Origin of the sequence: Chryseobacterium sp. MMO-72 (assembly GCF_037146035.1) — a bacterium.
In the GTDB taxonomy this organism is placed as follows: Bacteria; Bacteroidota; Bacteroidia; order Flavobacteriales; family Weeksellaceae; genus Chryseobacterium; species Chryseobacterium indicum.
In genome coordinates, this window is record NZ_JBBCWG010000002.1 from 21,118 (window position 1) to 44,524 (window position 23,407).

The window sequence follows — 23,407 nt, forward strand, 5'->3', positions numbered from 1 at the left end:
GAGTGCTATTTTTAATTCATCTCTGAATTTTAAGATTGAACTCCTACGGAGTTCTCTTCAACACAATTATTCGTAATTTCAACACAGATTCCGCACCTACGGAGCGGAACATTCTCCTGTTTTTTCTTTAATTTTCGCAACTGAAGTACCTAATTCTTTTAAATTTAAATTTTGAATCGGCAAATCTAGCAGCCCGACCTGAACGGAGCTCTTTTTGTAAATCAATGGCTGAGGAATCGAAGTCATTGATTTGCAAAAAAGCGGGAGTGGAGGGCGGAAATAGCTGCCCAAATAAATATTAGCTTATTCGAAACCAAAAGCCAGTTGCCAATCGCCATTTATCAACTCATTTTAAACTTCTCCTTCCAAAGAAACTTTCCAAGGTCGAAAACTTTTCTTAAAGGTTCATTATCCATTAATTCAAAACCGGTGTCAATGGTTTTTTCTATGAAAATATCAGTTTTTTCAAAATCGGGAGAAGTGTCTTTTTTCCAGAAATCAATGGCGGAAACCAAATGGAGCCAAAGTGCTTCCTGTCTTGATTTTTCATTGAATTTTCGGATGTCTTCCTTCGCTTTTTCAATCATTTCCCATTCGTTGAAATCGAGAGTATTGACAAATTGTTTATGGGTTTCCCTAAGATTTTGAAGCGTTTTGATGTTCTGGATTTTATTGCTTCCCAAAATTGATAATACCAGAGAACGGTTCATTGTCATATTTTCAAAGAAAATATAATAGACATTCAGGAGTTTTTCTTTGGTTGTCACTTCGCTGGAGGAATTAACTTCCGAAGCGAGTTCCAGAGATTTTGTGAAAAGATGATTCAATATTTCTTTTTCAATCTGCTCGAATCCTGAGAAATAATGATAAAACTCTTTTTCCTCAAAATTATTTTCTTTCGCAAAAAGGTAAACGTTTTTCGGTTTTTCTCCGTGATTCAAAAGATAATCTCCGTATAATTCAAATATTTTTTCCTGCGTGATATTGGCTTGTTCTTGCATAATAGAATTTATTTATTGACAAATTTAGTAAATAATTTTACATTTAATTAAAATAAAGTATAAATTTGTACTATATAAACCATTTAATTTTTGAATTATGTTGACAATACAGGCACAATCGAATATACCTACAGATTTTGGAATGTTTACTGTTTATGCATTCTCAGAACACGAAGAAGACTGGAATCCGCACTTGGTTTGGGTAGCAGAAAACACAGATTTCAGCAAAACGGTAAACGTGCGTTTTCACTCGGAATGTATTACAGGCGAGATTTTTCATTCTAAAAAATGTGAATGCGGACAGCAATTAGACGCGGCAATGAAATATATGTCGGAAAACGGCGGAATGATTATTTACCTTAGACAGGAAGGAAGAAATATAGGAATCATCAATAAGTTAAGAGCGTATGCACTTCAGGAAAAAGGTTTTGATACAGTGGAAGCCAATTTGAAACTTGGTTTGCCTGCAGACGGAAGAAATTTTGATGTGGCAGTGGAAATGCTTAAGATTCTGAATGTGAAAGAAATTAATCTGCTGACGAACAATCCGGATAAGCTTAAATCTCTGGAAAACAGCGGAATTATTCTGAATCATAGAGTTCCTTTGGAAATAGAATCTAACGAGGTGAATGAAAGTTATCTTTCAAAAAAGAAAGATTATTTTGGACATCTCTTAGAAAAGGTATAATTTTCTCATTACGCTGAGAAACAAATTCCAGTCACCAAAACCAATCTTATGAAAAAAATTCTGCTTACCGGCGCTACCGGATATATCGGGAAACGAATGATTAACGTAATCGCTGCACAAGGTTATCAGGTAATTTGCTGCTGCAGAGACAAAAACCGTTTTTCTAAAAGTGTGGATATTGATGATGCTCAGATTGAAGTGGTGGAAGTGGATTTTCTGAAACCTGAAACACTGGAAAATATTCCAAAAGATATTTCCGGAGCGTATTATCTAATGCATTCGATGAGCAACAGCAACGATTATGCAGAAATTGAAAGACAATGCGCCGTTAATTTTTCAAATTATATTGAAAAAACTGATTGTAAACACATCATTTATCTTTCGGGTTTAGCGAATGAAAAAGAGCTTTCTCAACATCTGAGTTCAAGATTTGAAGTTGAAAAAATCCTGATGAAATGTAAAGTTCCGGCAACCGTTTTACGGGCAGGAATTATTATTGGTTCAGGAAGTGCATCTTTCGAAATCATCAGAGATCTGGTGGAAAAATTACCGGTGATGGTGGCTCCGAAATGGCTCCACACAAAATGTCAGCCGATAGGAATTGCCAATGTTCTGGATTTTCTGATTTTTACCTTATTTAAAGAACAGGCGTATCACAGAAATTTTGACATTGGCTGTGATAATGTTTTGACCTACAAAGAAATGCTTTTGGAGTTTGCCAAAATCAGAGGACTGAAAAGAAAGATTTTTACCGTTCCTGTAATGACTCCGAAATTGTCTTCTTACTGGCTGTATTTTATTACTTCAACATCCTATAATTTAGCTTCTGCATTGGTCGGAAGTATGAAAATTGAAGTTATCTGCAGACCGGAAAGCCTTGCGGAAATCAAACAGATTACCGGAGTTCAGCCATTTTCTTATGATACGGCGTTAAGAAGAACTTTGGCTAAAATTCAGGACAACGAAATTGCTTCAAGCTGGAAAGACAGCTTTATCAGCAGCAGAAGCGATTCCAGCCTGAAAGATTATCTCGATGTTCCAAAATATGGCTGTTTTGTAGATTTAAGAACCGAAGAATATGATGACCGTGAAAAATGTCTCCACAGAGTTTTTTCTTTAGGCGGTGCAAACGGATGGTACGGTCAAAGTCTCTGGAAAGTTCGCGGTTTTTTGGATTTATTGGTTGGCGGACCAGGATTAAGACGTGGAAGAACGCATCCCGATAGACTGCACGAAGGCGATGCACTGGATTTCTGGCGTGTTCTGTATGCCAACAAAGAAGAAGGCAAACTGATTCTTTTCGCAGAAATGAAACTTCCCGGAGAAGCGTGGTTGATGTTTAAAGTCTACAAAGGTAAACTTTGGCAAAAAGCGGTTTTTCGACCTCATGGATTAACCGGAAGATTATATTGGTATTCTGTTTTGCCGTTTCACGGGATTATTTTTAAAGGAATGGTGAGAAGACTGGCAGGAAAAATTTCTTGATTTCAAATATATCCGATTATTTTTTGAGAACTGGCAACGCAGATATGTGTTGCCGGTTTTTTATCGAACAGGATAAACAGTTGAGGATGATATTTTTAAGCAAGTTTTAAAATTCACCTTAAACATCATATAGAAAATTTTTATGAATCATATTTCGGTATCACTTTCATAATGCTTAATTTTAAAGCTTTAAACGTTTAAACATTCACTAATACATCATCATAATGGAAAAATACAGTTATGGTATGATCGGACTCGGAGTCATGGGGAGAAATCTCCTGTACAACATCGCCGATCACGGATTTTCTATTGCAGGATTTGATCTTGATCATGAAAAAATAAAAGATTTGGAAGAACAGAAAACTTCCGGTATGAATATCAAAGGAATACCTTCTCTGGAAGATTTTGTATCCCAGCTGGAAACACCGCGAAAAATCATTCTGATGGTTCCTGCCGGAAAACCGGTAGATGCGGTATTAGAAAATCTTAAACCTATTTTGAGTGAAGGCGATATCGTAATAGACGCTGGAAATTCTTATTTCAAAGATACCGACCGACGTGTGGCAGATCTGGCTTCCCAAAAGCTTCATTTTATGGGAATGGGGGTTTCCGGAGGCGAAAAAGGAGCGAGAACAGGACCAAGCATTATGCCGGGCGGAGATCAGGAAGCGTTCGGACTTTTACAGCCGATGCTGGAAGCCATTGCAGCCAAAGTAGATGGCGATGCGTGTACAGCCTATATGGGAAAAGGTTCTGCCGGAAATTATGTGAAAATGGTTCACAACGGGATTGAATATGCCATTATGCAGCTCATCAGCGAAGCGTATGATTTACTGAGAAAAGGAGCAAAGCTTAGAAATGATGAACTTTATGAAGTGTTTAAAGAATGGAATAACGGAGAAATGAATTCTTTCCTGATCGAAATCACAAGAGACATTTTCCAGCAGAAAGATTCTTTAACCGATGGTTATCTGGTTGATCAGATTTTAGATAAAGCAGGCGCAAAAGGAACCGGAAAATGGACTTCCGAACAGGCTATGGAAATCGGTGTTTCAATTCCGACGATTGATATTGCAGTAACGTCCAGAATTTTATCAGCTTATAAAGACGAAAGAATAAGAGCGTCCCAACTGTATTCTCACAGTGAGGTCGTAACTCCTGAGAACAAAGAAATTTTCATTAAAGAAGTGGGAGAGGCGCTGTATTTGTCGACATTAATCAGCTATGCACAAGGTCTGGCTTTACTGGTAAAAGCTTCCGAAGAATATCAGTTTGAAATTCCTCTGAAAGATGTGGTAAAAATCTGGAGAGGAGGATGCATTATCCGTTCCGTTTTATTGGAGAAATTCTACGCTGCTTATACAAAAAATCCTCAGCTTTCCAATATTTTGCTTGATGAAAACATCGCATCTATTGTTAAAGAAAAGGTTTCTTCATTGAGAAAAACAGCAGCTTTTGCAGTTTCAAACGGTATTTCAAGCTTAGGACTTCAGACGGCTTTAGGATATTTTGATGCGTATACTACGGAATCTCTTCCGGTGAACCTGATTCAGGCACAGAGGGATTATTTCGGAGCGCACACTTACCAAAGAACCGACAGAGAGGGAGTTTTTCATACCAACTGGGAAAGTTTTAATCATTAAAATTCAGAAATGAGCGAAAATAAAGTTTTGCAGCCAACAACAATTATCATTTTTGGCGCAACAGGAGATTTAGCAAAAAGAAAACTTTTTCCTGCTTTTTACAATCTTTATATTGATGGAAGAATGCCGAAAGGCTTCAATATCATTGCTTTGGGAAGAGCAGATAATTCTGACGAATATTTCAAAAATTACATCAGAGAAAACCTGAACAGCTTTTCAAGAAAAAAAGTAACTTCGGAAGACTGGGCGGGATTTCAGGCACATATTACCTATTTTCAGCATCAGCTTGATGAAGAAAATTCCTATAAAAATCTTAATCAGAAGCTGGAAAGTTTTGATAAAGTCTACGGAACAAGAGGAAACAGACTTTTCTATCTTTCAATAGGTCCCAATTTTGTGGCAACCATTTCCAATCATATTAAAAATGCATTGCTGGCTTCAGATCCCAAAAAAGACCGCATTATCATCGAAAAACCTTTCGGACACGATAAACAGTCAGCGATTGAGCTGAACAGTCTTTTGGCAGATGCTTTTGAAGAAGAGCAGATCTACAGAATCGATCATTATCTTGGAAAAGAAACTGTACAGAATATTCTTGCCTTCAGATTCGGAAATGCGATTTTTGAACCTTTATGGGATCGTAAACATATTGAATCTGTACAGATTACGGTAGCGGAGGAAGTAGGAGTGGAAACCAGAGGAAGCTTCTACGAGCAGACCGGTGCGCTCAGAGATATGGTTCAGAATCATCTTTTGCAGATTCTCTGTATGGTGGCAATGGAACCGCCTGCTTCACTGGAATCCGGAGAGATCAGAGATCGTAAAGTAGATGTCCTGAAATCTATCCGAAGAATTCCTGCGGAAAAAGTGGATCATTACGCCGTGAGAGGGCAGTACGGAAAAGGGACGGTAAATGGCGAAAAAGCAAAAGGTTACAGACAGGAAGAAGGAATTGCACCGGATTCTAACACGGAAACATTTGCCGCTGTAAAGTTCTATCTGGATAACGAAAGATGGCAAGATGTTCCTTTCTACGTAAGGACAGGGAAAAAGATGAAAGAAAAGCATTCTTACATTACCATTCAGTTTAAGCCGCTTCCGCATTCTACGTTTTCAGAAAGTTCACAGCATTTATCTGCCAATAGACTGATTATTAACATTCAGCCTTTAATGGATATCAGACTGCAGTTTATGGCAAAAAAGCCGGGACTTTCTCTGGTTTTAAAACCTGTGGAAATGATTTTTGATAATTTTGCCTGTCAGGAAGATACACCGGAAGCGTACGAAACGTTATTGTTGGATGCACTTTTAGGAGACTTAACCCTGTTTATGCGTTCCGATCAGGTAGAAGAAGCATGGGATGTGGTGAAAACCATTCAGGAAGCGTGGGCAAATGAAAAAGACAGCTCTTTCCCGAATTACGAAGCCGGAAGCTGGGGACCGGAAGAAAGTACGGCTCTGGTAGAAAGACAGGGGCATCACTGGGTTTAAAATTTAATAAAGAAAAGTAAAAATGAAGATTACCGTATTTAACGATTTAGATACATTATATAAAAAATCTGCAGACCGATTTGTAGATTTGGCTGAAAAGTCGATTCAGCATCACGGTCGTTTTGTGGTGGCGCTAAGCGGAGGTTCTTCTCCGAAAGCTATTTTTAAGCTGTTGGCTTCCGAGGAATATGCAGATAAAATAGAGTGGGGCAAAGTCTTTTTTTTCTGGGTAGACGAAAGATGGGTTCCGCTGAATGACGAGAAAAGCAATGCTAAAATGACATTCGATACACTTCTCGATCATGTTTCCGTAACTAAAGATCACATTTTCCCAATGTATAAAGACGAAGTTTCTGCGGAAGAATTTGCTGCGGAATATGAAAATCAGATCAGAAATGTTCTGGGAAATGACGGACGTTTTGATTTTATTCTTTTGGGAATGGGAGACGACGGACATACAGCATCACTGTTTCCGGGAGAAAAAGTTCTTTGGGAAAAAGAAAAGTGGGTGGATGCGTATTACCTGAAACCTCAGGAAATGTTCAGAATCACCCTTACAGCTCCCATCATCAACAACGCTGAAAATATTCTGATTGTTACCTTCGGAGAAAACAAAAAACACGCTCTGAATGAAGTTTTAAACGGAGTTTACAATCCCGAACAATATCCGATGCAGCTTATTGACAAAAGAGAAAGCGTAGAATTGTTCACAGACGAAAAAGCAAAAGGGTAATCATTAAATTTAAACTTTTTTAAACTCTTTATCTTAATATTTTGGTCTTTGTGATGGTTATAGCTATTCAATTTTGATTTGAAAACTTTACATCGAATTTACTTAAGATAAAATCTTTTCTGGTTAAATTAACCTCAGTTCAGGATAAGAAATAAATTTAAATAACTGATTTATAGTATTATATTAATTTATCGCAAAGAAAAACAAAAGATTTTTTTACTTATTGAAAGTTGGTAAGATAAACAAAGGCACTTCGTTTATTTAGAAAAGACAAAAATGGTATCACTTTGATCAGTTTTACGCCTTTGTATATCTTAAAAGCTGAATTCCTGATAATTGAATCTCTTTGTTTAATCTTGCGTTTGAGAAGACTTATCCTGAACTCAGGTTAAATAAGTATTGCAGATATTAAGCAGCGACGGCACTTGTGCCGTCGCTGCTTTCTTTAAAACCATAGTATAAATATTTACTTACCCTTTATGATACGGACAGCCTGATGTCGCAGCCGGAGCATTTAAGGATATATTTTGCGAAGCTTTTGTTCCTTCAAGAAACTGCTCTTCTATAATTTTTCTCTGATCTTCAGGAATATCCTCCAGTTTTCGCAGCGTGTTCACCTGAATATGCGGCCAGCTTGTCGTTCCGCCATCATCTCCGAAATGGAATTCGAAAAGAATAATCTGCTCATACTGAAGCTGAAGAATCTCTCTTCCGTTTTCTACCACGGTTTCGATCCACATTCTGAAATTTACCTCCACCGTCGGAACAAAACGGTTTACGAAAGGAACATTTAAGATCCCGCCTTGCGCGCCGGTCTTGTTTTTGGAAGACATCTGAAGAAAAACATAATTCTTAACTTCCTGTCCGCTGAGTGTATCTCTCAGTCTCAGATCCGGTCTTACGGAATAAGGATAAAGATCGTGTGCAAGAATTCTCTGCGTATAAATTTTATTTTCTCCCGGATCATTTTGGTCATTCAACGTTTCGTGAACCCACGCCGGAGCGGGCTGATCCAGATTGATAGGATGCGTTTCACTCGCTCCTGCTCCTCCCATCGTTGGCGAAACAGAAAGGAAATCGTAATTCCAAGCTTTGTCACCTTCCGGAAACTGTGGCGCTCCCTGTATAAGATAATTGGATTGAGAAGGCACGATGTCGCCCAGTAAAGTAATCGTACTTCCGTGAGGAATCACCCCACTTCGCGAAATAGAATAATCCGGAATAAAATAAGGTCCGCGATTACCGGCTCCCGGTTTCAGTTCTTTTGCCGGAATGATCTCATAATATTCCTGATCTTCCTTCAGTTCGCTCATCAGAATATACTGAGGATTTCCGTTTTCATCCTTCACCTGCACCAAAGGCTCGTTTCTGTATTCGCCTTTGTACCCGTAGTTTTTGTAATCCTCCTCATCAAAAGCATGAATTCCGCGGTCTCTTTCAATGGATTCCTTTGTGGCTGCATGATTGTAAACATCACTTAGCCAGAGATACATCCCGTTTTCTTCATGAATAGGCGTGTACAGCAAATCCGGATTATCTTTTTGGGTATTCACACTTTTAATGCTCTGCTCATACTTTACAGCACCGCAGAACAGCTCATTTGCACCGCCACGGTTACGCACACCCCCCGGAACAAGAGAAAAAACCAGTTTTTCAATGTATTCTTCACATTCGAAGCTGAATTTTCCCGGAATTGTTCCCGAATTGGTTCCCGGCGAAGGCATAATCGTGGTATGAACGCCGCTTCCGTTCATTGTTCTGTCGATATTTTTATTGTAATCGGCGTTGTAGCTCACCCAGGTTCCTTCCAGTGCTTTTAAAATTCCGTAGTCCACATTATCTGCGATCTGGTTCAGGTCTTTTTCTCTGAAAGGAATCAGCGGATCATCAATCGTAAGTTTAGAATAGCCTTTCATAAGATTCTCCAGAAATCCCTGAGAACTGTCTGCTGCAGTTCTTAGAAACAGGCTTTCCTGCTCAATACTTTCTTTTTGTCTTTTCAGCATGGTAATTTCGTTTTTATAATGGTTAGTATTTCTGATTCTGAAAATTATTCAAACTTCAAAACAGAGGTCTGAATCTTTTCGGAATCGTCAGTTTTATGCATCCAAAATTAATGAGTTTAAGAAACAAAAAACTCAGTAGTTTTACTTAATTGTGCAGGGTGAACAGAATATTCCGTAATTTAAAAATCAATAATGAAGGATAAATACATATTTTTAATTTGTTTGAATTTCTTAACTTTGTTCTATGAAAGACAAAGTAAAAAGAACGGTTTCGGATTTTAACAGCGAATTGAAATTAAAAGGATTCCGTGCTTTTCAGATAGAGCAGGATACCAATGAAACCCGCACTTACAGCCGCAAAGAATTCTACAAGATTTGTCTTACTACCGGTAAAAGCAAAATTCATTATTCAGATAAAACCTTTGAGCAGGAAGGAACCATTCTGTTTTTCGGAAACCCGCATATTCCTTACTCCTGGGAAACTATTTCTTCAACTTATGCAGGTTATACCATTCTTTTTTCTGAAGAGTTTTTTAAAAATTCCGAACGTTCAGAAAGTCTTCAGCAGTCTTCATTTTTTAAGATCGGAGGAACTCCTGTTCTGAAAATCACCGAAGAACAGAGAGATTTTCTCAACACCCTGTTTCAAAAAATGATTGCCGAGCAGGAAAGCGATTACCTTTATAAAGATGAGCTGATCCGAAATTACATCAGTCTGATCATCCATGAATCTTTAAAGCTTGAACCCGCTGAAAATATAGATCATAATCAAAATGCGGCATTCAGATTAACTTCTGTATTTCTAGAATTGCTGGAAAGACAATTCCCGATTGAAACAACAGATCATCCGCTGCAGTTGAAATCTGCTCAGGAATTTGCGAAAAGCCTTAATGTTCACGTTAACTATCTTAACCGTTCTGTAAAGGAAATCACCGGGAAATCCACCACATCGCATATCACAGAAAGAATTCTTACCGAAGCAAAAGCTCTTTTGCAGCACACCGACTGGAATATTTCTGAAATTGCCTTTGCATTGGGGTTTGATTATCCTACTTATTTCAACAATTTTTTTAAAAAACAGACAGGAACCAATCCGAAAGCTTTCAGATCTGCTGAAGTTTGATTTTCTTAATTTTTGGTTTGATTATCATTACCTGCTGCACTAATGCGGTTTCTACTTTTGTACCATCAATTTTTAATTTAAAATGCGGATATGAAAATAGTAACAACTGCGGTGGTTTTGTCCTGTATGCTGATCGGGCAGACCTTTGCACAAAAGAATCAAACTAATCAGAAAAAAATGAATGCAACGGAACAAAAAGAACATTACACGTTCACACTAAGCGATAAAGTGGTAAGAAAGAAAGTCAGCTTTAAAAACCGTTACGGAATTGTACTTTCAGGAGATTATTATCTTCCTAAAAATAAAGAAAACGAAAAACTTCCTGCTTTGGCGATCAGCGGACCTTTCGGAGCAGTGAAAGAACAGTCTTCGGGCTTATACGCGAATCAGATGGCAGAAAAAGGCTTTGCGGTAATTGCTTTTGATCCTTCTTATACCGGCGAAAGCGGAGGAGAACCGAGAAACATTGCTTCTTCGGACATCAATACGGAAGATTTCAGCGCGGCAGTAGATTTTCTGGGTTTGCAGAAGAATGTTGACCGGGATAAAATCGGGATCATCGGAATCTGCGGTTTCGGAGGATTTGCGCTGAATGCAACTGCCATAGACAAAAGGGTAAAAGCGGTTGCCACGACAAGTATGTATGATATGCCCCGCGTTTCTTCAAAAGGATACTACGATAAAATGACTCAGGAAGAGCGGGATAAAATTTTAAAAGAAATGAGCCTGCAGCGATGGAAAGATGCTGAAAAAGGGAGTCCTGAATATAGAAACACTCCTAACCCAAATGTTCTGAAAGGTGATGAACCACAGTTTGTAAAAGATTATTTTGATTATTATAAAACGCCGAGAGGATTTCACGAACGCTCTGTAAATTCAAATCAGGCATGGACGAAAACAAACGGTTTTTCTCTGATGAATATCCCGATTTTAGCCTATGTGAAGGAAATTTCTCCAAGACCGCTTCTTTTGATTGCCGGAGAAAATGCCCACTCCAGATATTTTTCTGAAGATGTTTATAAAATGGCTGCAGAACCTAAGGAATTAATGATTATTCCTAATGCAGTTCATGTTGATCTGTACGATAAAACGGACATTATTCCTTTTGATAAACTCGAAAGTTTTTTCAGAACATATTTGAAATAATTGAATGATCCGCCGATGAAAAGGCGGATCTTATGTTTACCCCTAAAAATATCAGATTTGAATAGCAAAGAAAATATCTTCAGCAGATTACAGAATGGCGAAACGGTTTTGCCGGATGATCCTGAAATCCATCATTTGAGAGAAGCATTTTATAAAATCAAAAATAAGCTCAATCAATTGAATAATTCTTCTGATCCGGATGAGATATCAGAACTGTTAAGTGAGATTACAGAACAGAAACTTGAAAATGTAACGGTTTTTACGCCGGTTTACATCAATTACGGAAAAGGGATTACCATCGGCAAAAATGTGTTCATCAATTTCGACTGTACTTTTCTTTCTTTGGGAGGAATCACAATAGAAGATGATGTTTTGATCGGCCCGAAAGTCAGTCTGATCACGGAAAATCATCCTTTAGAACCTCAACACAGAAAAGGTCTTACTGGGAAATCTATCATTATTAAAAAGAATGCGTGGATCGGAGCCAATGTAACGATTCTGCCCGGCGTTACTGTTGGAGAAAATTCCGTAGTTGCAGCAGGAGCAGTGGTTTCCAAAGATGTTCCGGATTACACCGTGGTAGGAGGAATTCCTGCAAAAAATATTAAAAAGATTGATTCCGTACATTAAAAAAACAGCAGTAATCATTCCGGCTCTTATTTTGTCAGGATGTCAATTTCATAAAAAAGAAACAATGACTACAGCAGATCTATTTAAAAAAGGAGAACCGCTTCCGGCAGAATGGTTTACCGGAAAAGCATTTCTTACTCCCTTAGTTTCAAGAGATAAAAACAATAATTTTTCGGCAGGAAGTGTTGCTTTCGAGCCTGAAGCCAGAACAAACTGGCATACGCATCCCAAAGGACAGGTTTTACTGGTTATTGACGGAGAAGGTCTTTATCAGGAAAAAGGAAAACCCGCTCAGGTTATTAAGAAAGGAGACGTAATTAATATTCCTGAAAATACAGAACACTGGCACGGAGCATCTTCTAAAACTTCCATGACGCATATTGCGATCACCAATTATGAAGGTAATGAGCAGGTTACATGGCTGAAAGCGGTGAGTGATGAAGAATATTCAGCTGCTCATCCATAGAAATTTTTTGCGTCAGAAAGAATTGCTTTCAGATTCTTCGGGAGGATAACGTTTAAGGCAGTCAGAAGTATTTCGCAGGTAAGTTTAAATTATTTGTGAATTCTTGGAAATTTTTTCTTCACTATTAGGCTGGAATCACCATAAAAGCTATATTTGCAGCCTAAATTTTAAAAATAATGAAAGAACTAATTGAAAAAATCAACGCAGAATTTGAAGCTTTCACAACTGAAGCAAACCAACAAGCAGAAAAAGGAAACAAGGCAGCTGGAACAAGAGCTCGTAAAGCAGCTTTGGAACTAAGCAAGCTTTTCAAGGAATTCAGAAAAGTTTCTGTTGAAGAATCAAAAAAATAGTTGTTCCCAAAACCGGCTTTTCAGTCGGTTTTTTTATTTGAATTCTAACGAAGGAATTCAGTTTTTTAAATCATCACTTTTATGTGGTCTTGATTTGTGAATTGTAAATCAAAAGCGAATCTCATTCACCATTGACTTTTTCACCATTCACAGCTGCCATTCACCATCACCAAATCCTTTCCGCGTTTTCTCATTTCCCCGAATCTCTTTATCTTTAAAGAATCAATGATTAATATGAAGATAAACAGATTTTTTGCGTTGCCTGTTATGATGGCAATGACACAACTTTCTCTAGCTCAGAATTCCGTTCCTCAGGAAAAACTTAATCCCATAGTTCAGAATTTCGTGAACGAGGTAAACAATAATTCCCAGCTTGAAACGATGGCGTATGAACTTTTAGACGGAATCGGTCCTCGACTGATCGGAACTCCGGAAATGCTTGCCGCCAATGAATGGACGGTAAATAAACTGAAATCATGGGATATCGAAGCCAGTCTGCAGCAATTCGGAACATGGAAAGGATGGCAAAGAGGAATTACTCATGTGGACATGACATTTCCGCGCATGAAAAGTTTATCGGCAACCCAGTTAGCATGGAGTCCGGCAACGAAAAAAGCAGTGGAAGCAGAAGTTGTTATTCTTCCGAAAGTTTCTTCCAAAGCTGAATTTGACCGATGGATTTCTTCTGTGAAGGGAAAGGTTGTTTTGATGGCGCAATACCAGAAAATCGGTCGCTCAGACGATCAGATTAAAGAATTTGCTACACCTGAACTGTATGAAAAACTAAAAAAAGAAAAAGAACAGGCTTCAAAAGAGTATCAGAATTATATAAAAAGCATTGGCTATAATAACGAAACGCTTCCCGAAGCTCTTGAAAAAGCAGGAGCGGCAGGAATTGCGATTTCCAACTGGACAGGAATTATGGGAGCCAACAGAATTTTTGAGGCAAAAACGAAGAATATTCCCATGTTTGATATTGAACTGGAAGATTACGGAATGTTGTACAGAATGACGGAAAACGGCACAAAACCAAAGATCAGGATGGAGATGAAGTCAAAAATCCTTCCTGAAGCTAAATCATTCAACACCATCGGAATGATTAAAGGAAAAGAAAAACCTGATGAATACGTTATTCTTTCTGCGCATCTGGATTCGTGGGACGGCGCACAAGGCGCTACAGACAACGGAACGGGAGTTTTAACCATGTTGGAAGCGATGAGAATTCTTAAGAAATATTATCCCGATAACAAAAGAACCATTATTGTCGGACTTTGGGGAAGTGAAGAGCAGGGACTGAACGGATCGAGAAGTTTTGTAGCAGATCATCCGGAGATTGTAAAGGGAGTTCAGGCGGTTTTCAATCAGGATAACGGGACGGGTAGAGTAGTGAATATCAGCGGACAGGGTTTTGTACATGCTTACGATTATCTTGGAAAATGGCTGAACGCGGCTCCTAAAAATATTAAAAGCCAGATTAAAACGGATTTTCCGGGAACTCCGGGTGGAGGAGGTTCCGATCATGCTTCTTTCGTGGCAGCGGGAGTTCCGTCGTTCGGACTGGGTTCTTTAAACTGGGGTTATTTTGGCTACACGTGGCATACAACAAAAGATACCTACGACAAAATTATTTTTGATGAGGTGAAAAGCAATGTAATTCTAACGGCAACTTTAGCGTATATGGCTTCAGAAGACCCCGAATTTTCGAACCGGGAAAAAAGAGCAATGCCTCTGGACGATAAAGGGCAGATTACCCAATGGCCGGAAGTGAGAAAACCGATAAGGGATTTTAAGGATTATTAAAATTCAGTGTTTTTATAAGCCACAAAATATGAAGAGTCAGTTTTAAAGTTTGTTCTAAGAGAGAGAAAGAACATACAAAGTATTTAAAAATCTCTGATTTTATTTTTTGAGAATTTTAAAAATTTTGAAGATAGATTTTAAAATGAGCGACTAGTCAATGAGTCGCTCATTATTTTTATTATTTTCAGTTTGAAGCATATCTTTTACTTCGGATAGTTTACTTTCTTTAATGACATAAGTTTTACAGATTTTATTGTTGAGATACATTCTGAAATTCATTTGGGTAGATGTTTTTTTACCGTACGGATTTCTGTAAGTCTGTTCTGTAAAGACAGGTAAGAGATTTGCCAAACATAAAATATTTCTTTTCAAAGACTTTCCGAATTTAGGATGATTGCCTTCATCATCGATTACTTTCATACGGAATATCTTTTTGCCTAAAGTTGTTCCGAAATAATATTCACTGATAGCCCCCAAAACAATCACCAAAGGAATTGATAAGAGTATATTGAATATGATGGATTTATTCAGCAAGAAATAAATGAAGCAAGAAAATACAGCAATGTCTATCCATTTGGCAAAAAGCCTTTGAGTTTCATTTCCTTTAAAGCTTGGATTATATGGAAGATGATATTCGTAAGCATGATAAATTCTTTTCCCATACCCGTCAAAATCGAGAGTAGGTCTATGAATAATTTTTCTTTCTTTTATATCCGAAATTTTCATACAAGTTTAACTACAAAACCATACTCAGCTGAATTCTTTTTCTCGCCTCATCAATCTCCGTTACTCTTACCTGAACGTGCTGATGCAGTTTTACCACTTCATTCACATCAGAAACAAAGCCGTCTTTTAACTGGGAAATATGAACCAATCCGCTTTCCTTGATTCCCAGATCTACAAAACAGCCAAAAGCTGTGATATTATTGACAACTCCGGGCAGGATCATTCCTGTTTTTAAATCTTTGATGCTTTTTACATTCGGATCAAATTCAAAAACTTTAGCCGCTTTTCTCGGATCCAGTCCCGGTTTTTCAAGCTCTTTTAAAATGTCTTTGATTCCTAAAATTCCGATGTCTCCGGTGATGTAGTTTTCGGGTTTTATCAGTGCAATTTTTTCTTTATTGGCAATCAGTTCATTGGTTTTTATGCCTAAATCTTTTGCCATTTTTTCAACAATTCCGTAGGCTTCGGGATGTACGGCAGAATTATCCAGCGGATTTTTGGCGTTGTGGATTCTCACAAATGCGGCTGCCTGCTGAAAAGCTTTTTCTCCCAGTCTCGGAACTTTTTTAAGCTGCTTTCTGTCCTCAAAAGCTCCGTTTTCAGTACGGTAGTTTACAATGTTTTCTGCCATTTTCTCGCCGATTCCCGAAACATAGCTTAATAAAGATTTACTTGCTGTATTCAGATTGATTCCTACAGAATTTACACATTTCATCACCGTAGAATCCAGTTCGTTTTTTAGCTGAGTCTGATCCACATCATGCTGATATTGTCCGACTCCAATGGATTTCGGATCTATTTTCACCAGTTCCGCCAACGGATCCGCCAGTCTTCTTCCGATGGAAACCGATCCGCGAACCGTCACATCATAGCTTGGAAATTCTTCACGCGCAATTTTACTTGCAGAGTACACCGAAGCTCCGGCTTCCGAAACAACGAAAACCTGTAAAGGTTTGTCGAATGCAATTTTTTTGATGAAAAACTCAGTTTCGCGGCTTGCGGTACCGTTTCCGATGGAAATGGCTTCAATATTATAGGCATTTACCATGGAACGGATTTTTTTCATTGCCATTCCGCTTTCATTTTGCGGAGCGTGCGGATAAATGGTCTCGTTGTGGAGCAGGTCGCCTTTTTCGTCCAGACAGACTACTTTACAGCCGCTTCTGTAGCCCGGATCAATCGCCAGAATTCGTTTTTCTCCCAAAGGCGGTGCGAGAAGAAGCTGTGTGAGGTTTTCAGAGAAAATCTCGATGGCTTTTTTATCAGCTTTTTCTTTGGCTTCCTGTAAGGTTTCATTAGAAATTGCGGGTTCCAGTAATCTTTTGTAGCTGTCTTTGATCGCCAGTGAAATCTGTTCCGATGCTTCGTTGCTGGATTTAATGATGGCTTTTTCAATAAATTCAATGGCTTCCTCTTTATCGATCCCGACATTGGTTTTCACAAAACCTTCGGATTCAGCTCTTAACATGGCTAAAAGGCGGTGAGAAGGTGTTCTGTTCAGGTTTTCTTCCCATTCGAAATATTGCGAGAATTTCTGGGCTTCTTCTTCGTCTTTTTTGGCTTTCACCACTTTTGAAGTAACCACCGCTTTTCGCTGAAATAATTGGCGCAGATTTTTTCTCACATACATATTTTCGTTGATCCATTCTGCCATGATGTCTCTTGCGCCCTGCAAAGCTTCTTCTTCGGACGCAACCTGATCGTTCAGATATTTTGAAGCCAAAAACTGCAGATCCTGAACTTTCTGGCTCATGATGATTTTTGCCAAAGGTTCCAGTCCTTTTTCTTTCGCGGCATCGGCTTTGGTTTTCTTTCTTTTTTTGAACGGCAGATAAAGATCTTCAATTTCCTGAATATCAAAGCTTTCTTCAATTCTCTGTTTCAGTTCCTGCGTTAAAGCGTTTTGTTCTTCAATCGATTTTAAGATGGATTCTTTTCTTTTTACAATTTCTTCAAACTGTTTACTGAGTTTCGAAATCTGTTCAATCTGTGTTTCGTCAAGGTTTCCGGTTTTATCCTTTCGGTAGCGGGAAATGAAAGGAATGGTGCAGTCTTCCGCCAGTAGTTCTAAAGTGGCATTGATGCTTTTTTCGGATATGTTGAGGGATTGCTGTATGTATTGTGTTGTGTTCATTTTAAATTTTAAACGGCTAAAATAATCAAAATGTCTTTTGTAAACCTATTTTAAATTTAACTACATTAACTACAAATGCTTTACTGTTTTATTTAAATTTAACAAAGACCAAGAAAGATATTGTCTGTTTAAGATTTGAAGTTTGTGATGATAAAATTCAAATAAAGAAAAAATTGATTGTAATAATACAGAATAAGATGAATATGCTTTGCTTGAAGATAAACTTTAAACTTTTTTATCACAAAAGATGCAAAAGATTTAAACACTTTAGTTGTTTAAGTTTAATACCTAAATTAAAAAAGGGCACGTAAGTTAAAAAATCAAAGATTTTTTCTCTTTGCAGACTTTTGAAATACTTTAGATAAATCTAATAAAGTCTTTTGTCTCTTTTGCTGTTAAATTTAAAATGAGTTTAAACTTGATATAAAGATTTTAAATGTACCATGTGTATTTAATAATTCTTATTTTAGCTGAGTGGTGATTAACGAGAAAACCTGAAATTTTATTTCTTGATGTATGATAAGATAAAAGTGTGGGATGTTTTCTATTTTTGGCTCCGGAATTTAGAGATTACGAATCAACTTTAAACAATTTAAATAATATGAAAAAACTAAGTGTTATTGCATTGGTTGCAGTAGGATTGCTTGCAGCGTCTTGTAACAAAGAAAAATCGGCTGAAAATGCAGCAACTTCTACCGAGCAGAAAGTAGCAGAAAGCAAAGGGGAAGTTTTGCCTGTAGATACGCTAGGTTCTGTAGTCAACTGGAAAGCATTCCACAAAGGGGGAATGGCTCCGCGTTGGGGAACTTTAATGGTAAAATCGGGAGATTTAAGCATCGAGAACGGCGGTGTAACAGCAGGAAACTTTGTGATCGACATGAACTCTATTAAAGTAGATCCGGCTTCTGTAACGGAAAAAGATAAAAAACCTGCAGATCTTGAAGCGCACCTTAAAAACCCTGATTTCTTCGACACGGCAAAAAATCCGACGGCTGATTTCAAAATTACAAGCGTAGCAGATCTTAAAGAAGCTCCGAAAGATGCAGTAGCAGGAGCCAACAAAACGGTAAGCGGAAACCTTACTTTATCCGGAAAAACAATGAATGTAACATTCCCAGCAAAAGTGGATGTAACGGAAAATTCAGCGGCAATCCAGGCTAAATTCACGGTGAACAGAGCAGACTGGGGAATTAAATTCGGAACTTCCGAAGCGGATCCTGCAGAATGGATGATCAGCAAAGACATCGAAATCGCTGTAGATGTAAAAGCTAAAAAATAATATTGTTAGATATTTCAGACTTGTAAAGCTGCCTTTTTTGAGGCGGCTTTTTTTATGTTTGAGATTATTTTAGTAATTAAGAAAAAATCCCACGGAGTACGCAGGATTAAAGATTTTCTTCGGCTTTTAGCCTTATTGTGAATTGCTTGATACAAATGTAAAAACATTTTTTTTATTATAAATAAGGAAAACCGTATTTTTCTAAAGAAAAAACAATGTACATTTAAAAATCCCTTATAATAAAGGGTTTAAAACAATTCACAACTTACATATTAATTAATATAACTAATAAATAATGAAAAAGAAAGCTAAACATTTAAAGTCAGAATATGCTTTTGGAGGGCGTATTCAATTTATCTCCGGAAATAAACTTTCGCTTTCTGAAGCAAAGATATATAATTAATTTATATTTTAATATGTAATTAACCTAATTTATTTATATATATTTGTATTATGTAATTGATAATCAGTGTAATATTTTTTTTATGAGAAAAGTTTTAGGAATTGATCTTGGCAGTAATAGCACAGGTTGGGCAATTAGAAATTTAGACTTAGAAGGCAATCAGATAGAAGATTTTGGAGTGATTACTTTTGAGAAGGGTGTTGCTTCAGAAAAAGGTAATGAATTCCCTAAAGTTCAGAAAAGAACAGAGAGTAGAGGTAAGAGAAGAAATTACCAAGCTGAAAAATACAGAAAGTTTGGAATTTTGCAATTTCTTATAGAAAGAAATATGTGTCCTTTGTCTATCGAAGATTTTAATAATTGGAAAACTTACAGGAAAGGAAAGAAAAGAGAGTATCCCCAATCCGAAGAATTTCTGAATTGGATAAGATTTGATTTTGATGGTGACGGTTTACCAGACTTTCATTTGTTTGGAAAAGATAAAAACGAGAGTTATTACATTTTCAGAGCCTTCGCAGGTAATCTGCAATATAAAGATGTATTTACAAATGATCCTCAAATTTTAGGAAGAGTTTTTTATCAGCTTGTTCAAAGAAGAGGTTTTAAAGGAAGAGATGAGGAAGAAGCTAAGACGATGTTAACCGGAAGTGATAAAAACGGAACAAAAGGAAGAAATGATATTGAGGAATATTTAGATAAGCATAAAACTTTAGGCGCTGCACTATATCATTATCAAAAAGACTTCGGAGGAAGAATAAGACAAAGATATAACTTAAGAAAAGACAGTGAAGCAGAATTAAAATGGATTTGTGATTTACACGATATTTCTAAGGATGACTATTCTAAACTATGGAAAGCCATCATCTGGCAACGTCCTTTAAGAACACAAAAAGGCTTGATTGGAAACTGTATTTACGAAAAAGGAAAAAAGAGAGTGGCTGTAAGTCATCCTCTGTATGAAGAATATAGAACTTGGGTTTTTATTAATAACTTAAATATCATTCCACCTTTAGATGAAAATAAACAGGAATATATCCAAGCTAAGATTTATCCGATATTTTATAAATCAAAACCTGATTTTGAACTCAGCGAAATTGATAAACAACTAAAGAAAGACGGTGCCAAAAGAACATCAAAACATCACGAAAAAACAAAAGTACTTTCCGTAAAATTACTTAAACAATTTCAGGATGTTTTTGGAGTAAATTGGAAAGATATACTAAAATGGGATATTAATGGAGAAAGAATCTCACAGCCTGTCAAAAAATCTCACACCGAATATACTTTTGAAGACGTTTGGCACGTTCTAATGACTTTTGACGGACAGGAAAATCTTAAGAAATTTGCTTTAGAAAAGCTAAATTTAGATGAGGAAAAAGCGACTAAATTTTCTAAAATCAAATTGCAACAAGGTTTTGCGACTTTAAGTCTTTCTGCGATTAAGAAAATTCTTCCCTATTTACAAAAAGGTTTCTTGTACAGTCACGCTGTGTATATGGCTAATCTGTATAAAATGCTTGGTGAAAATGAAATTTCTGAGACACTGATTAATCATTTTTCCGAAGAGATTTCTAAGATTTTAAATTTGGATTCAGCTAATAGAAAAAATGCAGCGATTGTCAATAGTTTGATATCGGAAATGCTTAATGATGAAAACCGCTATTACATTACTGATGAAAGAGATTTGGATAATACTGAAAAAAAACTGGTCTTAAAAAGCATTGTTGATAATTACGGACAGGAAAGCTGGGATAAACTTGAAGAAGAAAGCAAAACAAATATTGTTACATACGTTTCACAAAAATACCTTGAGTTTTTAAAGAAATCTTTTTTTGATAATAAAAATCTATTTGTACAGCCTGAAAGAATTGATGAAAAGATATTTAATTTTTTAAAAGATACTTATCACGTTTCAAAAGATATGAAGAAATATCTTTGGCATCCTTCTGAGCAGGAAAATTATGCGGAAGCGGAAAACTATTTAGAATATTCGATAGGAAAGAAAAAATATTACGTTAAAGAAAATAACAGAAGTGGCTTCTTAACAAGAAATCCCGATGCAGAGTTTGAAGGTCGGGAAATTAAATTACTAGGCAATCCTGAGCCATTAAGTAAAGGATTTAAAAATCCTATGGCATTGAAGTCTTTACACAAACTGAAAAAATTGGTGAATTATCTCTTGCAGACAGGGAAGATAGATGAAGAAACAAAAGTGGTAATTGAAATTGCAAGAGAGCTAAATGATAAGAATAAAAGAAAAGCAATCGAGATTTGGCAAAAGGAAAGAGAAAAAGAAAATGATGTTTACAGGAAAGAACTGGCAATTTATCGGGAACAGTTTCCTAATGTGAAGCTTATCGATGAATATACATTAGTCCGTAAAATCAGATTGTGGCACGAACAAAACAAAATTTGCCTTTATACAGGCAAGCCAATTTCCTTTTCAGACTTAATCATTGGTAACAAGTATGATTTTGAGCATACAATTCCTGCAAGTATCAGTTTTGATAACGAATTGAAAAATCTCACCATTGCCGACTCGGGATATAACCGTTTACAAAAAGGAAAGAAATTTCCGACACAATTAGTCAATTATGATATTGAACAGGTTATTAATGGTGAATTCTATAATCCAATAATCAGAAACATAGAATTTCTTTTTGGAGAAAGAAAAGTAGAATATAAAGAGTTAAAAGGCAAAACAGAGAAAATAGTTACTTGGAAGAAGATTGAGGAGTTTGAAAAACTATTTGATGAATGGAAAAAGAAGGCTTCTTATGCAAGTACAAAAGAGTACAAAGATTTTTGTATTGTGAAGTATCACACCATTAAAATGGATTTGGATTATTTAAAAGCCAAATTAGCCACTTTTACCATTACAGAATATAAAGCAGGCTGGAGAAATAATCAGTTGAGAGATACTCAGATTATCACCAAGTACGCTTTACCATATTTTAAGACTTTATTCAAAAGAGTTTCTGTGGAAAAAGGAGGAGTTACAGATATCTTTAAGAAAGTTTATAAAGTACAGTCAAAAGATTCTAAAAAAGACAGAAGCGTACATAGTCATCACGCTCAGGATGCTGCAATTCTTACCTTAATTCCAAATGCTTTTCATAGAGAAAGAATTATCAAAGCTTATCAAAACGAAATTGATAACAGAACGGGCAAAACTTATCACGAACTTCCTATGGATTGGGATAACTTTTCTGAAAATTATATTTTGGAATTAAAAGATAAAGTTTTGATTAATAACCTTACAGATAGCCGAACGATTACTCAAACATCTAAAATAATAAGAAAAAGAGGTAAAATCGTTTACGACATAGATCAGGCGGGCAATAGAAAAAAACGAGTTGCCAAAGGTGATACGATTCGGGGACAGTTGCACGGAGAGACTTTTTACGGAGCCATCAAACAGCCTTTAAGAGATGAAGACAACAAGATTTTATTTGATGAAAATAAAAAAATGATTCTTAAAGATGAAATTTATCTGGCTGTCAGAAAACCCTTGGTTTATAAAAAGGATGTAAATTCTCCAGGATTTAAAAGCCTTGAAGAAGTTGAAAAAGCAATTGTTGATAAAGATTTGTTTAAAATAATTAAAAAACAAGTTGAAGAAACAGATTTTAAGACAGCTTTGACTGAAGGTGTTTATATGCTTGATAAAAAAGGTAATAAAGTTAATAAAATAAGAACAATACGTTGTTTCGAAAATGGATTAAAATATACTACAGCAATTAAAGTTCATAATCACAGTTTTGTCTCAGATAAAGATTACAAAAAATCTACATTAGCAACTAACGGTGAGAACACGTATTGTCTGTTTTACAAAAGTGATGCAGGAAAAGCGATGAGAATTCTTTCAATTGTCGATTTGGCGGAACTTAAACTAAAAAAAGTTCAAAAGCTTTTCACAGAACCAGAGTTTTCTTTTATAGAAACGGGCAGAGGTAAGAATAAATTACAGCTGCCATTATATTCAATTTTAAAAAAAGGAGACAAGGTTTTATTTTACAAAGATTCAATTAATGAGTTAACTTACTTAAATACTGAAGAACTCTCAGAACGGATGTATAAGGTTTATCAATTTGAAGGAGATTCAAATAGAATGAAATTTCGTCATCATCTAGTAGCTGGAATTGATACTGAATTAAAAAAAGATAACCAGGAGTATTCATCGTTTAGTTTTGAAGAAAAACAAGTTTTCTTAAGATTAAGTCAAGGACAATGGAATTTTGCAATAGAAGGAAAAGATTTTGAGATGTATATTGATGGTACAATAAAATGGAATTTCTAA

At 36.5% G+C, this 23,407-nt stretch carries 17 protein-coding genes; 13 read left to right on the forward strand and 4 right to left on the reverse strand.

Translation table 11 applies throughout. The features are described from left to right. Positions 1 to 341: 341 nt before the first annotated feature. Positions 342 to 1,001, reverse strand: coding sequence for a TetR family transcriptional regulator C-terminal domain-containing protein (locus WFH39_RS02685; RefSeq protein ID WP_336688706.1), 660 nt, complete (start codon positions 999 to 1,001; stop codon positions 342 to 344). Between the two features lie 97 nt (positions 1,002 to 1,098). On the opposite strand from WFH39_RS02685, the gene ribA reads away from it, so the two are divergent. The 5 genes from ribA to pgl all read left to right on the forward strand — a co-directional run bounded on the left by ribA (position 1,099) and on the right by pgl (position 7,041). Continuing rightward, positions 1,099 to 1,689: a GTP cyclohydrolase II gene (gene ribA, locus WFH39_RS02690; RefSeq protein ID WP_087710699.1), complete on the forward strand. Its 591-nt coding sequence runs from the start codon at positions 1,099 to 1,101 to the stop codon at positions 1,687 to 1,689. 48 nt (positions 1,690 to 1,737) lie between these two features. Continuing rightward, a complete protein-coding gene (locus WFH39_RS02695; protein WP_336688707.1) occupies positions 1,738 to 3,174 on the forward strand; it encodes an SDR family oxidoreductase in 1,437 nt (478 codons plus the stop codon). A 224-nt stretch (positions 3,175 to 3,398) separates the two neighbouring features. Beyond that, positions 3,399 to 4,817, forward strand: a complete 1,419-nt coding sequence (gene gndA / locus WFH39_RS02700) for an NADP-dependent phosphogluconate dehydrogenase (RefSeq protein ID WP_336688708.1) — start codon at positions 3,399 to 3,401, stop codon at positions 4,815 to 4,817. Between the two features lie 9 nt (positions 4,818 to 4,826). Then, positions 4,827 to 6,308: a glucose-6-phosphate dehydrogenase gene (gene zwf / locus WFH39_RS02705; protein WP_336688709.1), complete on the forward strand. Its 1,482-nt coding sequence runs from the start codon at positions 4,827 to 4,829 to the stop codon at positions 6,306 to 6,308. A 22-nt stretch (positions 6,309 to 6,330) separates the two neighbouring features. Next, positions 6,331 to 7,041, forward strand: coding sequence for a 6-phosphogluconolactonase (gene pgl, locus WFH39_RS02710; protein ID WP_336688710.1), 711 nt, complete (start codon positions 6,331 to 6,333; stop codon positions 7,039 to 7,041). A gap of 470 nt (positions 7,042 to 7,511) precedes the next feature. Here the strand turns inward: pgl and WFH39_RS02715 are convergent, their stop codons facing one another. After that, on the reverse strand, positions 7,512 to 9,047 hold the full coding sequence (locus tag WFH39_RS02715; RefSeq protein WP_336688711.1) for a peroxidase, FMP-type: 1,536 nt from the start codon (positions 9,045 to 9,047) through the stop codon (positions 7,512 to 7,514). Positions 9,048 to 9,291: 244 nt separating this feature from the next. On the opposite strand from WFH39_RS02715, the gene WFH39_RS02720 reads away from it, so the two are divergent. The 6 genes from WFH39_RS02720 (at position 9,292) to WFH39_RS02745 (ending at position 14,565) form a co-directional block, all read left to right on the forward strand. Next, positions 9,292 to 10,170, forward strand: coding sequence for a helix-turn-helix domain-containing protein (locus WFH39_RS02720; protein ID WP_235130379.1), 879 nt, complete (start codon positions 9,292 to 9,294; stop codon positions 10,168 to 10,170). 90 nt (positions 10,171 to 10,260) lie between these two features. Then, a complete protein-coding gene (locus tag WFH39_RS02725) occupies positions 10,261 to 11,316 on the forward strand; it encodes an alpha/beta hydrolase (protein ID WP_336688712.1) in 1,056 nt (351 codons plus the stop codon). A 57-nt stretch (positions 11,317 to 11,373) separates the two neighbouring features. Next, on the forward strand, positions 11,374 to 11,946 hold the full coding sequence (locus WFH39_RS02730; protein WP_442891694.1) for a sugar O-acetyltransferase: 573 nt from the start codon (positions 11,374 to 11,376) through the stop codon (positions 11,944 to 11,946). Positions 11,947 to 12,010: 64 nt separating this feature from the next. Continuing rightward, the gene (locus WFH39_RS02735) at positions 12,011 to 12,412 is read left to right on the forward strand and encodes a (R)-mandelonitrile lyase (protein ID WP_336688714.1); all 402 of its coding nucleotides are present in this window, start codon (positions 12,011 to 12,013) and stop codon (positions 12,410 to 12,412) included. Between the two features lie 176 nt (positions 12,413 to 12,588). Next, positions 12,589 to 12,765, forward strand: coding sequence for a histone H1 (locus tag WFH39_RS02740; protein WP_076394683.1), 177 nt, complete (start codon positions 12,589 to 12,591; stop codon positions 12,763 to 12,765). Between the two features lie 234 nt (positions 12,766 to 12,999). Further along, positions 13,000 to 14,565 carry a M20/M25/M40 family metallo-hydrolase gene (locus WFH39_RS02745; RefSeq protein WP_336688715.1) on the forward strand — a complete coding sequence of 522 codons (1,566 nt, stop codon included), beginning with the start codon at positions 13,000 to 13,002 and terminating at the stop codon, positions 14,563 to 14,565. Positions 14,566 to 14,715: 150 nt separating this feature from the next. On the opposite strand, the gene WFH39_RS02750 is transcribed toward WFH39_RS02745, so the two are convergent. Continuing rightward, complete coding sequence (locus WFH39_RS02750; protein WP_336688716.1) at positions 14,716 to 15,291, reverse strand: RDD family protein; 576 nt, start codon at positions 15,289 to 15,291, stop codon at positions 14,716 to 14,718. Between the two features lie 10 nt (positions 15,292 to 15,301). Then, positions 15,302 to 17,425 carry a Tex family protein gene (locus tag WFH39_RS02755; protein ID WP_336688717.1) on the reverse strand — a complete coding sequence of 708 codons (2,124 nt, stop codon included), beginning with the start codon at positions 17,423 to 17,425 and terminating at the stop codon, positions 15,302 to 15,304. A gap of 601 nt (positions 17,426 to 18,026) precedes the next feature. On the opposite strand from WFH39_RS02755, the gene WFH39_RS02760 reads away from it, so the two are divergent. Both WFH39_RS02760 and cas9 read left to right on the forward strand, forming a co-directional pair. Further along, the gene (locus tag WFH39_RS02760; RefSeq protein WP_336688718.1) at positions 18,027 to 18,704 is read left to right on the forward strand and encodes a YceI family protein; all 678 of its coding nucleotides are present in this window, start codon (positions 18,027 to 18,029) and stop codon (positions 18,702 to 18,704) included. 485 nt (positions 18,705 to 19,189) lie between these two features. Continuing rightward, positions 19,190 to 23,407, forward strand: a complete 4,218-nt coding sequence (gene cas9 / locus WFH39_RS02765; RefSeq protein ID WP_336688719.1) for a type II CRISPR RNA-guided endonuclease Cas9 — start codon at positions 19,190 to 19,192, stop codon at positions 23,405 to 23,407.

Excerpts from the sequence above, each read along its gene's own strand:
- WFH39_RS02685 (WP_336688706.1), bottom strand. The coding sequence starts at position 1,001 with ATGCAAGAACAAGCCAATATCACGCAGGAAAAAATATTTGAATTATAC.
- ribA (WP_087710699.1), top strand. The coding sequence starts at position 1,099 with ATGTTGACAATACAGGCACAATCGAATATACCTACAGATTTTGGAATG.
- WFH39_RS02695 (WP_336688707.1), top strand. The coding sequence starts at position 1,738 with ATGAAAAAAATTCTGCTTACCGGCGCTACCGGATATATCGGGAAACGA.
- gndA (WP_336688708.1), top strand. The coding sequence starts at position 3,399 with ATGGAAAAATACAGTTATGGTATGATCGGACTCGGAGTCATGGGGAGA.
- zwf (WP_336688709.1), top strand. The coding sequence starts at position 4,827 with ATGAGCGAAAATAAAGTTTTGCAGCCAACAACAATTATCATTTTTGGC.
- pgl (WP_336688710.1), top strand. The coding sequence starts at position 6,331 with ATGAAGATTACCGTATTTAACGATTTAGATACATTATATAAAAAATCT.
- WFH39_RS02715 (WP_336688711.1), bottom strand. The coding sequence starts at position 9,047 with ATGCTGAAAAGACAAAAAGAAAGTATTGAGCAGGAAAGCCTGTTTCTA.
- WFH39_RS02720 (WP_235130379.1), top strand. The coding sequence starts at position 9,292 with ATGAAAGACAAAGTAAAAAGAACGGTTTCGGATTTTAACAGCGAATTG.
- WFH39_RS02725 (WP_336688712.1), top strand. The coding sequence starts at position 10,261 with ATGAAAATAGTAACAACTGCGGTGGTTTTGTCCTGTATGCTGATCGGG.
- WFH39_RS02735 (WP_336688714.1), top strand. The coding sequence starts at position 12,011 with ATGACTACAGCAGATCTATTTAAAAAAGGAGAACCGCTTCCGGCAGAA.
- WFH39_RS02740 (WP_076394683.1), top strand. The coding sequence starts at position 12,589 with ATGAAAGAACTAATTGAAAAAATCAACGCAGAATTTGAAGCTTTCACA.
- WFH39_RS02745 (WP_336688715.1), top strand. The coding sequence starts at position 13,000 with ATGAAGATAAACAGATTTTTTGCGTTGCCTGTTATGATGGCAATGACA.
- WFH39_RS02750 (WP_336688716.1), bottom strand. The coding sequence starts at position 15,291 with ATGAAAATTTCGGATATAAAAGAAAGAAAAATTATTCATAGACCTACT.
- WFH39_RS02755 (WP_336688717.1), bottom strand. The coding sequence starts at position 17,425 with ATGAACACAACACAATACATACAGCAATCCCTCAACATATCCGAAAAA.
- WFH39_RS02760 (WP_336688718.1), top strand. The coding sequence starts at position 18,027 with ATGAAAAAACTAAGTGTTATTGCATTGGTTGCAGTAGGATTGCTTGCA.
- cas9 (WP_336688719.1), top strand. The coding sequence starts at position 19,190 with ATGAGAAAAGTTTTAGGAATTGATCTTGGCAGTAATAGCACAGGTTGG.